The organism is Coraliomargarita parva (assembly GCF_027257905.1).
Classification (GTDB): Bacteria; Verrucomicrobiota; Verrucomicrobiia; order Opitutales; family Coraliomargaritaceae; genus Coraliomargarita_A; species Coraliomargarita_A parva.
Genome location: NZ_JAPZEI010000010.1, coordinates 58,379 through 74,221, shown reverse-complemented (window position 1 = coordinate 74,221; position 15,843 = coordinate 58,379). Strand labels below are relative to the sequence as shown.

General features: G+C 58.1%; 13 protein-coding genes. 9 read left to right on the top strand and 4 right to left on the bottom strand.

From position 1 onward, the window contains the following. Window positions 1–20: 20 nt before the first annotated feature. Genes O2597_RS14645 through O2597_RS14635 form a run of 3 tightly spaced genes read left to right on the top strand, consistent with a single transcriptional unit; the run spans window position 21 to window position 2,952 of the window. Window positions 21–560: an ExbD/TolR family protein gene (locus tag O2597_RS14645; protein WP_269526000.1), complete on the top strand. Its 540-nt coding sequence runs from the start codon at window positions 21–23 to the stop codon at window positions 558–560. Further along, window positions 560–985 (top strand): ExbD/TolR family protein, encoded by a 426-nt coding sequence (locus tag O2597_RS14640; protein ID WP_269525999.1) that lies wholly within the window; start codon window positions 560–562, stop codon window positions 983–985. Before O2597_RS14645 ends, O2597_RS14640 begins: the two co-directional genes overlap by 1 nt. Continuing rightward, window positions 982–2,952 (top strand): hypothetical protein, encoded by a 1,971-nt coding sequence (locus O2597_RS14635; protein ID WP_269525998.1) that lies wholly within the window; start codon window positions 982–984, stop codon window positions 2,950–2,952. The genes O2597_RS14640 and O2597_RS14635 overlap by 4 nt, the downstream gene beginning before the upstream one ends. An 11-nt stretch (window positions 2,953–2,963) precedes the next feature. Here O2597_RS14635 and O2597_RS14630 read toward each other — a convergent pair whose 3' ends face one another. Together O2597_RS14630 and O2597_RS14625 are read right to left on the bottom strand one after the other, a co-directional pair. Continuing rightward, window positions 2,964–6,839 carry a S8 family serine peptidase gene (locus O2597_RS14630; protein ID WP_269525997.1) on the bottom strand — a complete coding sequence of 1,292 codons (3,876 nt, stop codon included), beginning with the start codon at window positions 6,837–6,839 and terminating at the stop codon, window positions 2,964–2,966. A gap of 294 nt (window positions 6,840–7,133) precedes the next feature. Then, complete coding sequence (locus O2597_RS14625) at window positions 7,134–8,279, bottom strand: M24 family metallopeptidase (RefSeq protein WP_269525996.1); 1,146 nt, start codon at window positions 8,277–8,279, stop codon at window positions 7,134–7,136. 72 nt (window positions 8,280–8,351) lie between these two features. Here O2597_RS14625 and O2597_RS14620 point away from each other — a divergent pair, with 72 nt between their 5' ends. From O2597_RS14620 to O2597_RS14600, 5 genes are all read left to right on the top strand, one after another. Beyond that, window positions 8,352–8,870: a DUF192 domain-containing protein gene (locus O2597_RS14620; RefSeq protein ID WP_269525995.1), complete on the top strand. Its 519-nt coding sequence runs from the start codon at window positions 8,352–8,354 to the stop codon at window positions 8,868–8,870. 30 nt (window positions 8,871–8,900) lie between these two features. After that, window positions 8,901–10,472: a type IV pilus assembly protein FimV gene (locus O2597_RS14615; RefSeq protein WP_269525994.1), complete on the top strand. Its 1,572-nt coding sequence runs from the start codon at window positions 8,901–8,903 to the stop codon at window positions 10,470–10,472. 29 nt (window positions 10,473–10,501) lie between these two features. Next, a complete protein-coding gene (locus O2597_RS14610) occupies window positions 10,502–11,809 on the top strand; it encodes an O-acetylhomoserine aminocarboxypropyltransferase/cysteine synthase family protein (RefSeq protein ID WP_269525993.1) in 1,308 nt (435 codons plus the stop codon). 752 nt (window positions 11,810–12,561) lie between these two features. Continuing rightward, window positions 12,562–13,383, top strand: a complete 822-nt coding sequence (locus O2597_RS14605) for a DUF3891 family protein (RefSeq protein ID WP_269525992.1) — start codon at window positions 12,562–12,564, stop codon at window positions 13,381–13,383. Window positions 13,384–13,388: 5 nt separating this feature from the next. Beyond that, window positions 13,389–13,856, top strand: coding sequence for a RidA family protein (locus tag O2597_RS14600; RefSeq protein WP_269525991.1), 468 nt, complete (start codon window positions 13,389–13,391; stop codon window positions 13,854–13,856). A 20-nt stretch (window positions 13,857–13,876) separates the two neighbouring features. On the opposite strand, the gene O2597_RS14595 is transcribed toward O2597_RS14600, so the two are convergent. Together O2597_RS14595 and O2597_RS14590 are read right to left on the bottom strand one after the other, a co-directional pair. Next, window positions 13,877–14,242: a hypothetical protein gene (locus O2597_RS14595; RefSeq protein WP_269525990.1), complete on the bottom strand. Its 366-nt coding sequence runs from the start codon at window positions 14,240–14,242 to the stop codon at window positions 13,877–13,879. Window positions 14,243–14,389: 147 nt separating this feature from the next. Further along, window positions 14,390–14,602, bottom strand: coding sequence for a hypothetical protein (locus O2597_RS14590; RefSeq protein WP_269525989.1), 213 nt, complete (start codon window positions 14,600–14,602; stop codon window positions 14,390–14,392). 585 nt (window positions 14,603–15,187) lie between these two features. Here O2597_RS14590 and O2597_RS14585 point away from each other — a divergent pair. Beyond that, window positions 15,188–15,778: a TetR/AcrR family transcriptional regulator gene (locus O2597_RS14585; protein ID WP_269525988.1), complete on the top strand. Its 591-nt coding sequence runs from the start codon at window positions 15,188–15,190 to the stop codon at window positions 15,776–15,778. The last annotated feature ends 65 nt before the right edge of the window (window positions 15,779–15,843 follow it).

Genomic DNA, 15,843 nt, shown 5'->3' with positions numbered 1-15,843 from the left:
TTATCCCGGCGGATTGCGCCATGCCCCCAAGCTCCCAGCAACTACGTCTACAGGCCGGCCGCGGCTCGCGGGTCGCCACCTTGCGACGCCTCCGTAGCCGTCGGCGCAAGGAGGAGAACATCGAGGTCGATATCTCTCCCTTGATCGACTGCGTCTTCCTGCTCCTCATCTTCTTTCTCGTCACCACCATGCTGAAAAAGCTGGAGAAGCAGATTCCGGTCGAACTGCCCGACTATACTTCCGCCATCGCCTCGGTCTCCGAATCCGACACGATCATCTACGCACTCGACCAGGATGGGAATTTCCTCCGTGCCCGTGACAAGGCACGGAGCCTGAATGGCCTCTACTATGACCCCGTGCCTTCCTTTATTGCGGACTTGAAAAAAGTGGCGGAAGCCCATGGCACCAACATACCGATTCGCCTCGATACGGACCGTGATGTGCCGGTGCAAAAGGTCATCGATGCTCTGGACATCCTTTCCCTTCAGGGTTTCGAAAAGGTCGGCGTGCGCCTGCGCTACCGCAACAATATCGATTACGCTCTGGAGGGGCTGCGCTGATGGCGAGAGATCCATACGAAGAAGACGATGATGTCGGGCTCAGCATGTCGCCCTTGATCGACTGTGTCTTCCTGCTCCTGATTTTCTTCCTCGTCACAACGATGTTGAAAAAGGACCTGAAGGAAGTGAAGCATTTGAACCTGCCGAGTTCCCGCTCCTCGCTGGAAGTGCCTCCGGACGATTCGGTCCTGGCCATCGCGATTGATGCGGACGGGCTCCTCTATCTGGAAGGCGAAGAAACCACACTCACCGACCTGCTCGACGAGCTCCGTGAAGTGGAGCAAATCGACCCGGAGCGCCGCATCCGCTTGGACACCGATGCCGATACCCCCTTCTACCGCTTTGTCGAGGTGCTTGATGCGCTCAGCTTCCGGAACCTGCGCAACGTCGGGGTGCGCACCTATCATGAGAAATACGATTCATGAAGAGCCTCAAAGACAACACCCCGCTACTCGTCGCCTTTGTGATCGCCTTGGTCTTTTGCGCTGCGGTGTCGTTGGCCCTGTATTTCAACGAAGACCTTCGCCAGACAACCTTCGGACTGATCGAGCAGGTCCGCGATGAAAACGGCGAGATCGTCAAGCGCGTCAAAGTCGAAAAACCCGAGCCCAACCGCGAACAAGTCCGTGAGATCGCCCGTCACCAGGAAAAGAAGAAGCGGGAAAAACTGAAAGAAAACGCCAAGAAGCTGCGTAAGTCGGTAGTGGAACTGGAAGAAGCCGCCGAAGCCCGCAAGTCCTCCTTGTCCAACCCCGATATCTGGGACCACTTTGCGAAGCTCGCCGGCAATCTAAAGACTTCAACCGGCTACAGCCGTTACTTACGGAGCAAAAGCCGGTTCATGACCGATCAGGAAGGCATGTATGCCGCGATCCAAGACATGAAGAACCGGGGCGAGCATCACGCCGCCCGGATGCGATCGCTGTCACTCTTGAGCGAAGTCGAGAGTGATGCCGCATGGGAAGGCCTGAATGAAGCGCGGGAATTGGTCAACACCGTGCAAGCCAGTCAGCAACTCATCCTGAAAGCATATGGTGTCGCTGAGACGAAACCCGAGGGAAAGGACAAGCAAAAGCTCCTCCGTCATGTGCAGGAACGGATCGACCAGATCGAAAAAGTGAACGCCCAGGCCAGTCAATACCTGTCCGAATACGAAGGCTACTTAATGGACAAGGTGATGCCTGAGTCATTCACCATGGAAGCGAGCGAGCCTCCCGCCCCGGAACCCGAAGCGCTGCCTCTGCCCAGCGAAGCGGAACTCGAGTCGATGGACACCTCGGAACTTTACGAAAGCATCCAGGAAATGACGGAGCGCATGGACGAGGCCTATGCGGATAACAAGGCGTCGGAACTTGCCGAGCTCGAACAGATGAGCATCGAGGAAGCCAAGGAACAGCTCTACACCGCCAAAACGGATACCGGACCGGACCTGAGTGAAGCCTTGAGCCAGAATGACCCCGAAAACTCAGAGGAATTTTCCGAGTTCAATGAGGCATTGGAGCAAGCCGTCAACGCCAGCAACCGGATGTCCCGCCAGGCTGAAAACAAACAGAAGAAAGTCATGGGAGACTTGAACCCGTCACAAGATCACGACGAATCGAACGGGGACAAACTGAAGGAAGCACTCAATCAAGGCGCGGCAATCAAAGCGCAGATGGCGCAGGCAGCAGCCAATGCCGGACGCGGCAAAGGCAATCTCCAGGACATGCGCAGTTTGATGAACCAGAGCTACGGCATCTCCAGCGGTCATTCAAACGGAGGGACCTTAGGCGGAAGCAACAGTAATGGCCCCTACAGTGCTGCAGCGCTCGGCGATTACAACGGAGCCAGCAGCAACCCCAACCGGATCGATCTGAACCGCGACAGGACCCTCAAGCAGGCCCTGCCCGGCCGACGTTTCGACATGGATTCGAAGCGCAAGGGGTGGATCTTCATCGACACCTGGTATATTATCGGCCCGTGGAATCTGCCCAGCCACAATTCCTTTGAGACCATCTTTCCACCAGAGACCGACATCGACCTGGACGCCACCTACGAAGGCAAAACCATTCGAGGCAAAGCACTGGAATTGGAGTGGCACTTTGTTCAGTCGGAAGGCTTGCGAATCAAACCCCCGGACGAAACCAGTGGTTCCGTCTATTACGCTTACACCGAGGTCTTTTGCGAAAGCGAGCTCGATGCAATTGTGGCCGTCGCCAGTGATGACCGTTCCAAATTCTGGATCAACGATATGGTCGTGTTTGAGGATGCAGGCCTGTCCGGCTGGGAACTGGACGAAGGTTTCCGCCGCGTCCTCCTGAAAAAGGGTTACAACAAGATGCTGGTCCGCTTGGAAAACGGCCCCGCGGTGACAAACTTCTCGGTCCTGCTGTGCCCCATCGATGCACTTTGATTTGCTCCCGGTTAAGGGAGCGAAACATCAATATAGCCGAACCCAAAGGGATTGATCTCAGGGTCGATGACTTCGTCGATCACCACGCGCTCCCAGAAATCGTCGATCGTGGTCACACTCTCAGTAGTACCAACAATGGGGTAGAAGCTACCTGCCTCCAGCGAGTTGGACCGCATGGGTGTATAAACCAAACCGGCCCCTCTGCGACGGATGTATTCCATCTGCCAAACCATGCCCTCTCCTTCAGGGATTAATGAGTACAGGGGTAAGCCTGCGGTGCCCCCCGACACCATCCGGGTCGAATCTGCCTCCCCTAGATTCATGTTGAAGGCGTACTTCAAGAGGTTGGAGACTCCATCATCGAAAGGTGTCCCCTCCGCCGACTTATCCACATCCGAAAGACCGGCCTCGGCGGCGGCATTGAGAAAAAGCTCGGCCGCGCTGCCGCTCGTTCCAGTCAGCCCGACATCAAAAGGATTCTCATCACTATCGTTATTCGCGATCTGAAATGCGGCGGCACGCACACCTCCCGCAGTCGGCGTGAAGCTGAGGGTAAAATTAAAACTGCCTCCGGGCTCGAGACTGGCCGGCAGCGGTGAGGCGGCATAGTCGCCGGCATTTGCCCCGACCAAGGACAACGACAGTCCCATCAACGCGAGATCTCCGGTGTTACTCACACTGAATGTACGACTCAGGCTGGAGCCAAGCGCCACCGACCCGAAATCGGCCGTATCCAGGCCATCCGTCAATTCGGAACCCGATAGCTCAACCACAATCTCCGGGTTCCCCTCAGGGCTAAACAAGATGGCAAGAACGATCGAACCTTCCAGCACATCATACCCGTCCACCGCGATTTGATAGCTCGTCCCGGGCTCAACGGAAAACGAAACCTCACTGTGGTAATAGCCCAAATCGAAATCCCAGTCATCGTTCGATGCAATTTCTGTCAATGTATCGACGGAGGTTCCGGTGTACACCCCCATCGTCGTATCAAAGCTGCTGCCTTCCGTGGAAATTGTCACATTCCCCGAAACAAGTGGCGTCCACGACCACCAAACCGATGCCAACGGACTTGAGTTTGCAGCATGATCCGGCTCACCGCTTTCCCCGCTGGCCCCCGCATTCGTACCTGTCGTCGAAACACTACCGGACCCCAGGTCCAGCCGATCCGAAAAATTGTCATTCCCCGGGGCAGGCGGCGCAACAACCATCGAGTAGGTCAAAACGATTTGCCCTTTTTCCGCAGCGAACCCATCCACTGCAATGTGGTAGGTGGTTCCGGCAACAACCGGCATCTCGATGATACTTTCGGTCCCGAAGAAATCGTCATTGCTGGCAATCTCGGCCAGGTCGTTGACCGCTGTTCCGGAATAGCCGGCCAAGGTTGTATCGAAATCACTCCCGATCGTTGCGACTTGCAGCGTTCCATTTTCAGGGGCGGTCCATTGATACCAAACCGATTCAATGGGCTGACTGGCCGAGGCATGATCCGGCTCTCCGGATTCGCCCCCCGCACCGAGATTGCTGCCGCCGACCTGCCCCTCCACTCCCGAGAGCGTCAGGGCATTCGCAAACAGGTCGTTGAACGGTGCCTCGCCTGCTTCAAGTACCTGCACCTCCGCCGGGTCACTGAGCACGCTTCCCTCGGCATTGGAAACCAATACGGTGTAGCTGCCCTCATCGCTCAAGCTGGCCGAAGCAACCGAGTAGGTCGCCGACGTCGCTCCGGATATAGGCACGCCATCCAAGCGCCATTCGTACTGCAGCGGCACATCTCCGATCGCCAGAACCGACAGGGAAAATGCATAGCCCACGGCGGATGTCAGCCCTTCCGGTTGATTTAAAATCTGTGGCGGCCCTTCCCCGCCTCCGGCCACCGGGTACGTCAGTTGAATTGCCCCGGCTTCCCCCTCATAGCCATCCACTTGAATCAAATAAGCCTGACCGGCAACTGCCGGAAAACTCACGGCACTTTGGAGAGAGAAAAGGTTCTGGTCGTCATTTTCAGCAATCAACGAAAGCGATGCCAGCGCATCTCCATCATAAATCGCCAAGGTCGTGTCATAGGCACTCCCCTCCGTTGTAATCGTGGCGGTGCCGGTCGTTGCAGCGGTCCATTCCCACCACACCGTCTTGCCTCCGGCCACATCCGGATTCAACGGCTCATCCGCCTCCAGACTCGCGAGGATGTTGGAACCACTGGCCTGGGTCGTTCCCGGAGCCAGCACAATGCGGTTTGCAAAATCGTCGTTCGGTGGCGGCGCAAGCACAGGAAAGATAAAACTCCCGCTGGCAGAAGTCTTCCCGGGCGCACTGGCAAAGACATTCAGTGCGGTCGAGTTGACTCCTGTCGGCACCGGCAAACTCGCAGTGTACACGGCATCGTTCGCAACCGCATCGGGTGCCACTCCATCATCATGAAAAGATTGCGCCGCGCCCCCATCCAAATCGCCGGTAACCGTCGCACCGGTCACAGGTATCAGATCCGTTACCGTTACATAAAATTTGGCGGCCTCCCCCTCCGGCAAGGGCCCGTCTGTGGATGCCTGCAATTCAAGCACACCGTCCTCGGCAAGTTGCAGCGCGGCATAAGCGTCGACCATCCCGCCGGTTCCGATACGCCCGGAAAGCGAACCTAGTGGAGCTGCCGCAGAGAACAAACGGTTCTTCAGCTCTGCCACACCTGCGGCAGGGAACTCACTGACGAGTAAGGCAGCGACTCCCGCAACATGCGGAGTTGCCATACTGGTACCGCTATAGCTGGCATAGGCCGTATCCGAACTTGAAATACAAGAATAGATATCCACACCGGGGGCTGCGATATCGACACTGGACACCCCGTAATTCGAAAATCCGGCAAGCGCACCCGTCCGGTCAATCGCGGCAACCGCCACCACATTATCCACCTCGTAGCTGGAAGGATAATGTGGCAGAATATCATTATTCAGTCCCGAGTTCCCCGAAGCCGCGACGAAGAGGATCCCCGCATCATTGGCCGCTGAAATCGCATCGAACATCGCCTGGCTGTAACCGCCGCCTCCCCAGCTGTTACTCAGGATATCAACGTCCTGCTCGATCGCATATTCAATACAGGTGATGGCATCCGAAATATTGCCGGTTCCGGATGCTGACATGAATTTCAGTGCCATCAACTGGACATGATAAGCGACGCCGACATGCGGACCGGCATCATTGGCACTGGCCGCGATTGTACCGGCCACATGAGAACCATGGTCATGGTCATCCATTGGATTGCCGCTGCCGGTGATGGCATTGATTCCATAAATGTCATCGACATAGCCGTTGCCGTCATCATCGGTTCCATTTCCCGGAATTTCACCGGAATTGACCCACATGTTATGGATCAGGTCCTGGTGGGTATATCGGACCCCGGTGTCAATCACACCAACCACGACGGCCGGCTCTCCCGTTGTGAGCCCCCAAGCAGCCTCGGCATTAATATCCACCCCCGGAAGCCCACCATTCTGACCGGTATTTCGAAGCCCCCATAAAACGCCGTCCACATAGGCCGTGTCCGTGGGACTCTGTAGTAACTGCACCACCCAGTCCGGTTCGACGTATTCAAAAAGACCGCTGGCTTTCAACGCCTTCATCCGGGACACCAAACCTGCCGGTTCCAAAGCACGCGACGATTCAGACCCGCCTTTCTCCAATAACTGCAAGCCCGCGACACGCGTGAATGCGCGGTTCACTTTGAGCCCCTGCTGTGCGAGCAGGGCATTCAATGCCCGGGCATCGCTCCCAGGCTCCTTCAATTTAACCAGAATCCCCGTCGCGGAGACTTTCCGGCCTTCAAATGCCAAAGCAGGCGGCGATGTCGCAGTTTTAGCAGTGAGCTTTATTTTCGCCCCAGCCGGGAAATCCATTTCCGGCACTCCAGACAGCAAGGAATGAGAGGTCCACAAGAGGCAGACCACCGGGATCAACAATCTACGGTTCCACGTCCTTCGCCAATGAATCCTCCCGTTCATGTGACCATAGATGATGACATTGCTTGAACGCTCCCTCTCAGAATCAAGGCAACGGTCCGAAGAGTATAACCCATAAGGTCCCCTTCGGTCAATGCCATCGAAAACTTATACCCTTTGTTTACAGCCGTCCCTTACCTTGAAACGGAAGAATCGGGCGAAAACCGAATACAAGCAACTGATGTCAAACAACTAACGGATCTGCCAGCGATAGTGCATGGAGGAGAGCTTCTCGGCGCCTTCCTTGGTGACCCGGACCACGTCCTCGATCCGGCAGCCCCCGACCTCGGGATAATAGAGGCCGGGCTCGATCGTAATCACCTGCCCCTTGCGCAAGCGCGGGGAACCGGGGGACACCCGGGGTTGCTCGTGCACCTCCAGCCCCAGGCCATGCCCGGTCGAGTGAAAGAAACCGACGTAGCTGTCGCCTCTTCGTTCGGTCGGGTAACCGCGCTCCAGAAAGACGGCATTGACCGCCTCATGCACAGTTCCTCCGGCGACCCCCGCCTTGACCTTGGCAAGGGCCGCTTCCTGGGCGGCACGGACCGCACCCACCAGGGCGGTTTGCGCCGCATTGGCCTTCCCCTTGAGGAAGGTCCGGGTCATGTCGCCGTGGTAGCCGGTAGCCTGGACCCGGGGAAAGACATCGATGATGATCAACTCGGCCGGGCGCAGGGGGCCGTGTCCGCCCTCGTGCGGGTCACAGGCCTGCTTACCACCGGCCACGATGGTATGTTGTGCCACCGCGCCTTTCTCCAGGCAGGCTTGGTCAATGAGACAGCGTAGCCGTTCGGAAGTCAGGGTGGCCGATTCATAGACCAGGCGCTTGCCCTCGATCCTGGACGCGCGCAGCACGGCCTCGGCCGCCCGGATGCCTGCCGCGCTGGCGGCATTCCCCGCCCGGAGGGCGCGGGCCTCCGTATCCGTTTTAAATTCACGCTCCGGGAAAAAAGCGTCCGCGCTGGCAGAAATCTTCAGGCCGGATTCCCAGACACGCTGGAAGATCCCGGCGGGGAAGTCAGCGGGCACCCGCACCTGCCGGGCCTTGTAGCACTTCGCGAAATAGCGGATCAACTCGGCCGGCCCGACCTCCGCAACGTCCAGCTTGAGGGCCCGGGCCGCATGCAGGCGCGTGTCGTCCAGCTCCAGGACCTGGTCGTAGCGGGACAACTGCTTGACCCGGCCGTATTCGAGCCGGTTCACCACACCGATACTGCCTTCAGGTCCCACCAGGGACAGGAATGGATCCGGCACGAAGACGCCGGACAGGTAGAGGACATCGGCCGACTGCTCCGAGGAAGCAAAGAGCACACGAATCTCTGAGGTTTTACTTTGCATAGCGTTCATCCGCGTTATGTATCTATTTCCTGGCTCTGCAAGCCGCGTTCCACCCTGCATCTTTCTCTGCCCATGCGCCTGAACAATTTCCTGCTCCTGCCCCTCGCCTGCTGCGCCCTCTTGCTCGGGGCCTGCAAGCCGGACACTCCGGTGTCTGCGGCACCGAAATCGTCGGACCACTACTTCGAAATTCAGCTCGGGGAGCACCCGATCCAACTGCAACTGGCCACCAACGATCCCGAGCGGACCAAAGGCCTGATGTACCGGGACGAGCTGAAGCCCGACCATGGCATGCTCTTCATCTTTAAAGATGCCAGCCAGCGGGCCTTCTGGATGCGAAACACCCGGATCCCGCTCGACATCGGCTATTTCGACACCGAAGGACGCCTGATGGAAATTCACGCGCTCTACCCTTACGACGAAACCTCCGTCCCTTCACGCAGCCATTCCATACAGCTGGTCCTGGAGATGAACCGCGGCTGGTTCAAGGCCCACGAGGTCCATCCCGGCGACCGATTTGACATGGCCGACGTGCGCGCGGCACTCTCCGGACGCGGCCTGACCCCGGAGAAATACAACCTGCCCGAATAATCACCTTTCAACGCGCCTCTTCCCCGACACATGCACAATCCATCCTCCCGTCATGGCCAGCTCGTAGCCTGGTCGGAGCGCTTCAAGCAGCCGCCCCGAAAGCCTGGATTCTTTATTTATTTCTGCCTCATCCTCGGCACCCTGATTGCCTTTGCCCCGATGCTCGGCTCGGATTTGCTCTGGACCCCCTACGACAGTGTGGAACGCAGTCCCTACCAATCCATGGAAAGCTGGACCGAGGTCCTCTCCGGCGACAGCCTGCGCAGCCAGGACCCGCTGAGCTTGCTATCCAATTTCGCGGAAGCGGCCCTCCCGCTGCCCACCCCGGCACTCCACCGCAGCATTAACATCCTCCTGCACCTGGGCGCCGTACTCATCCTCCTGCAACTGCTCACCCTACTGCGGGCCCCCGGCCGCGTCCTCGCTTCCACCGCATTTGCCTTCCACCCCGCCGTGGTCCAAACCTTGTTCTGGCCAGGCTACCGCACGGAGATCCTCGCCCTGGTCCTCATCCTGTCCTGCCTCTTCTTCGGGCTCCGGAACCGCAGCAGCAAGGACTACATCGCCGCACTGCTCCTGGCCGTCCTCGCCTCACTGCTCCACCCGGCCGCCTTGTGCCTGCCCGTCCTGCTCGGATTGGGCATCCTCTACCAGGTCCGCCATCCCCACATGTCGGACTTCAACCGGGTGCTGCCCTTCCTCGGCCTCGCCACCTTCATCGGCGTCTGGACCCTCGGTGGGAGCACCGGCACCGCGGCCGCCCCTCTCCCGGAAGGCCTCTCGCAACTCAACCTGGCCGGCGAGAACATGTTCTTTTTCATCCGCCAGAGCTTCATGCCGCTTATCCTCGGACTGTTCCACCCCTACACCGAAGGCTCGCAGTATCAGGTCGGTGCCCAAATGAGCCTGCTCCCCTTCTGCATCTTTATCCCCCTCTACATCGTCATTGGCATGAATTTCAGGAAGCTGTGGAGCCGCTCGCTGCTCTTCGGCCTGACGGCCTTCCTCCTGCTCTCGATCTATGGCGCCACCCAGGCCGGCTACTACCTCGACGGCAGCCTGGCCCACGAAGAACACAGCCTCTACATCGTGCTCCCGATCGCCCTTTCGCTGCTGATCTGCCACCTCGCCGGTTTTGTCCGCTTCATTGCCCAGCCGCTCAAACCGCTCTGGGCCGTCGGCATCTCAATCGCCCTGATCTGCCTCTTTGTCCTCACCGCCTCCTATTCCTATGCCATCGGCGACCAAGTCCGCATGTGGCAATCCATCGAGCTGCTCTGGCCGGAGTCCTGGATCCCCAAAGCGGCCCTGATCGATTTCGAGTCCGAACGCGGGACCGAGCTCTACACGGCCGATGAACGCATGGTCCGGCTCGAAGAAATCCTGGAGGCCCGACCGGAACAACATGAGCGCCGCCTCATGCTCGCCCGCATCTATGCGGAGAAGGGGCAGGACACGAATGCCAACCGTGAATACAAGCGCCTCCTCCGCGAAGCCGAGCCCGACAACGCCCTGCTCGAGGAAGCGGCCACCTTCTTCGACAGCGTCGGATTGACCTGGGATGCCAACAACGCGCGTGCACGCATCCAGCCGCAACCCTAATTGATTTTTACCGAACCTGGAACATTGCTATGATTGAAAAGAAAACACCCGGAATGGGCACTCTGGCCCTCCACGCAGGACACGTCCCTGACTCCGAAACCGGCTCCCGAGCCGTCCCGATTTACCAGACTACCAGCTACATGTTCCGCGACTCCGAACATGCGGCCAAGCTCTTTGCCATCGAAGAGCTTGGCAATATCTACACCCGCCTGATGAACCCCACCACCGATGTGCTGGAAAAGCGGGTCGCCGCACTCGAAAGCGGGGTCGCCGGTCTGGCCCACTCCAGCGGACAGGCCGCCATTACCAACGCCATCCTCAACATCGCCGGTGCCGGCGACAATATCGTCTCCGCCGCCCAGCTCTACGGCGGCACCTATACGCTCTTCAAATACACCTTCAAGAAGCTCGGCATCGAGGTGCGCTTCGCCGATGCGGAAGACCCTTCCAGCTTCGAGCCGCTGATCGACGACAAGACCAAGGCCATCTACGGCGACACCGTCGGCAACCCGAAGCTCAATATCTTCCCCTTCGAGGAAGTCGCAGCGCTCTGCGAGAAGTACAAGGTACCGATGATCATCGACAACACCGCCGCTTCGCCCGCCGTCTGCCGCCCGCTTGAGCTTGGCGCCCACATCGTGGTCAACAGCCTGACCAAGTATCTCGGCGGCCACGGCACCAGCATCGGCGGCATCGTGGTCGACGGCGGCAATTTCGACTGGGGCTGCGGACGCTTTCCGGAGTTCACCAATCCGGACCCGAGCTACCACGGCATGGTCTTCTGGGATGCCTTCCAGGCATTCCCGCCCGCCGGTGGTGCCAACATCGCCTACATCATGAAGATGCGCCTGCAGTGGCTGCGTGACACCGGTAACTGCCCCTCCCCCTTCAATTCCTTCCTCCAGATCCAGGGCATCGAAACCCTGCACCTGCGCATGGAGCGCCACTGCTCGAATGCACAAAAGGTCGCCGAATTCCTCAAAGGCCATCCGGACGTCAGCTGGGTCAACTATCCCGGCCTGCCCGATAGCCCGCACCACGCCGCCGCCGGGAAATACTTCGAAAAGGGCATGTGTGGCGGCCTCCTCGGCTTCGGCCTCAAGGGCGGCAAGGCCGCCGGTGCCAAGTTCATCGACAGCCTCAAGGTCTTCAGCCACGTCGCCAATATCGGCGATGCCAAGTCGCTGGCCATCCACCCGGCCACCACGACCCACCAACAGCTCACCGAGGAACAGCAGATCTCCACCGGTGTCACCCCGGACTTCGTCCGCCTCTCCGTCGGCATCGAAGACATCGAAGACCTCCTCGCCGACCTCGACCAGGCCCTCAAAGCCTAGCCCCCGAGAGAAATCAAATTTCCAGCCGGGCCGGTTCCAAACTGACCCGGCTTTTTTGTGCAATCAAACGTGGCGTGCCCGCTCGCCGGGCGCCCTCCAAGCCACTCACAAAACAAGCAACACCTCAAAGCGTGCGACAAGCGCACACACCACAAATGGTAGCGCAGCACCGTCCCCGGTGCGCACTGCGTCGTGTCAGCCTCACCCTATCTGAACTCGTGCGGCGCGGGACGCGCCTGCGCTACCAATCAAATCCTCTTTCCTCCCCTCTGCGTCCTCAGCGTTCTCTGCGGTTAACAAACCACGTCCTGCACGTAACTGGATTCAGGCTGAAAACGAACCCCTCCGTCTGCGACAAGCGCAGACATCCGTCTTCTCTTCGATACGCCGTGACAAGCCTCCCCTTTGCCAAGAGGAGGAGCTTTTGCTTTACAACACCCTAGATTAACACGCGATAACACAAGCTCCTCCCCCTTGGCACGGCGTAGTCTTAGACGAAGACGGGTGCTTGCAGGGGAGGGGGACCGCGCAGCGGCCTGTCCTGAGCTTGTCGAAGCGGTGGAGGGGTCCTACTCAAAATAAAGCATCATCCCCGTAGTCGCGTTGCTTCAGCCGCGCGACCGAGCGCACCTGCGGCACCGATAGCACATACGGGTAGCCGGCTTCCTCCTTCGCGACAGCTACGGCGGACAGGAAAGCAGACCACCTACGAATCCACTTCGGCAAAGATCATGCTAAGGGCTCTGCCCTGTATGATACGAATTGAAACCGAAAACGATTGGCTCCTCCTCACCCACCCGGACCACGCCGCGCTCGCCGGCGAGTTTGCCCGGCATTGGAAGAACGGCGACTTTGCCCCGCCCGAGCCCTTTATCCACATTCTCGACGCCTGCACGCGACACGACGACAGCTGGGGCGACCGCGACGCCAAGCCGCTCCTCACCCGCGAGATGAACCCCAGCGCCTTTTCCGAAGAGCTGGTCGGCACCTATGACGCCTTCGAGGAAATCGACCTCGACGACTACCTGCGCGTCCGAGGCGAGGCCACCGAGGCCGCCGCCCTGCGCGATCCCTATGCCGCCGTGCTCATCTCCATGCACACGGTCAACCTGCTCACCGTGCAGGCCGACCTCAGCACGCTCAACGCCGAGGAGACCGTCATCCACAGCGCCTTCATCGAAGGCCAGCTCAAGCGCCAGGCCGAGCTCAAGGCACAGCTCCGCGCCCTGCCCGACATCGCGCCGCTGGCCAGCGACGAGCAATTCGAAAAGGGCTTCCGCTTCCTCCAGGCCTGCGACAGCTTTTCGCTCTACGCAGGGGTCGCCTTCTCAAAGGAAGGCAAGCTCCAGCACCCGCACCCGATGCGCGACGGAACGATCACCGAGATCAAATGGCTGCCGCAGGGCGACAACCATTACATCCTCGATCCCTACCCGCTCGACGAGCCCGTGGTCGAATTCCAGATTCCCTACCGCCGCGTGGCCAAAGCCGCCACCGCCAGCCTCGAGACCTACCAGGCCGCCTACGCCGCCGCGCCGGTCGAGCTGGTCACCATCACTGTATCCAAAAAATAACGACAATGAGCGCCGAAGCCAAACTCAAGGAACTCGCCATCGAGCTGCCCACGCCCCCGAGCCCGGGCGGCAACTACCTCAGCCACCGACGGATGGGCAACGTGCTCACCCTCGCCGGTATCATCAGCTTCAGCAGCACCGGCGAGCAATGGACCGGGCAAGTCGGCGACGAGCGCAGCCTCGACGACGGCTACGCCGCCGCCAAAGTCTGCGCGCTCAACGTGCTGGCCACCATCCGTGACATCACCGGCAGCCTCGATGCGGTCAAACAATTCCTCTACGTCGGCGGCTATGTGAACGCCATTCCCAACTACGGACAAAGCCCCTCCGTCATCAACGGCGCCTCCGACCTCTTCGAAGCCGTCTTCGGCGAACCCGGCAAACACGCCCGCGCCGCCGTCTCCGTCGCCGGCCTCCCGAAAAACGCCACCGTCGAAATCCAGGTCAATGTGGAGCTGAAGGACGGGGCATGAGTAACTGCGACTGCCGTCTATTAAAAATACAGGGGCGGGTGAAAATAAAGTAGTACGACACAAACGACGTGCAGAACGCAGACACTCCAAGCAGCGAATCGCTCCTTTTTAGCGACATATGCACGCCCGAAAAGACATCCGTAAACGGGATACTGTACAAAGGCCAAGACAACAAACGGCAACATAATCGATTCAAAAAAGTAAGTCGATACCATCGAATAGGGGTACAAAAACTTAGCGGCTAGATAATTACCGTGGCCAGCACCTGCCGACATGATTGACAATAATAGCGCCACCGGAGTCACTAGAATGCCGACAAGTGTTCCTGCGGTCGTTGCGGATATCAAGGATGAGCGCGGCTCAGGCAGTTCTTTCTTTATTTCCATTTTGAGATACCTGCTAGGATAAAAACAACTGCTAAACAATACGTTGGCAGCTCATGCCAGGGAAGGACATTCATCCCTCACGTAAAAATCACTCGATCCAATAATGCTGATCATTTTAACCGCATGATCGACGTGATAGGTGACCACTTAAATGCCTTTCTGCTCTAAAGAATCGTGAATATCCCTTAGCGATACCGAGTCGATACGGTCACCGCGTTGCATAGCAGCCAACCTACGGGAACTTTCTTCGGCATAATCAACGTTTTCCGAAAGATCCTTTGCCTTCAGATAAGCAGCAAAAAAAGCCCGGTCTTCACGTCCCATTGAGTTAACCGCCTCTATGACTTCCGCTCGTGACATGAATAGAACACTACCGACTTCCCTGCTTCTACAAATTATTTTTTGGTAGAGCGATTCGGGTCAAACGCAAAAATATAAAGATCCTACCGGTCGAAATCGCTGTCATGCCAAGCCGTAGCCTTGGCGAAGGCTGGTCTCGCTTCCGCTACAGTCCATCCCAGCAAGCATTCAATTGATGCGTCGCTGCACGCAATCTGTGTCCATCCGTGTCCATCTGCGGTTAATGAACATCACGTCGTTGTAAGAATGATCCAATCAGAAATCATTCTGTTCTAACAACGCATCCAAATGGTGCCCCATTCGGCTATGGTTCAAACCAGCTGAAGCCCGGTATCTACAACGACGCACCCAAAAACACATTCGTGCTTATTCGTGTCCATTCGTGGTTCCCACAAACACGTCGCTGCTAGAATCATCCTGTCAAAAAGAATCCTGTTCTCACGATCCATCCAAATACTCCCCCCATTCGGCTACAGACTACGGATCGACCCGTTGAAGCCGCCCAAATACACACCGATTCACAAATTTCAAAAAAATCTCACCACCATCCTTGACTGATCGGTTTACATTAACAAAGTGCCTATCATGAAACCGGGACCCGCCAAACAATTCGACCAGCATGCCGCCTTGCTGGCGGCGGTGCATGTGTTCTGGAACCGGGGTTATGAAGCGGCCTCGCTCTCAGAGCTGACCGCGGCGATGGGAATCGGAAAGAAGAGCCTTTACGATACCTACGGCAACAAGCGGGCGCTCTTCCTGCAATCGGTCGCCTACTACAGCGACCTCCGTCTCGAAAAGATCAGCCAGGTTCTCCTGAAGGACGGATCCCCGCTCAAGAACATCAAGGCATTCCTCGACCTGCTCAAGAAGGAGCACTCCTGCGAGGGCAGCAAGGGCTGTCTCCTGGGCACGAACATCGCCGACTTTGATACCAGTGATGCGGAAATCGCCGCGCTGCTCCGGCAGAAGCTGAACGAGTTCGAGGCTGTTTTCTACCAAGCCATCTCCAATGCCATCGAAGCCGGTGAAGTGGACGCCGCCTGCAGCGCGAAAACAGCGGCTCAGATGATGACCTGCGTGACCCAAGGCATGGCCCTGATCGGCCGCGTGAGTCATTCAAGCGACACCCTCGAAGGCGCCAAACAATCCATGCTCAACTTTCTCCGCCCCCGCTGACTTTTTTTGCCCACAACTTTGACCGTTCGTTCTAATTTACAACCTAAATCATACATAACAAAAGA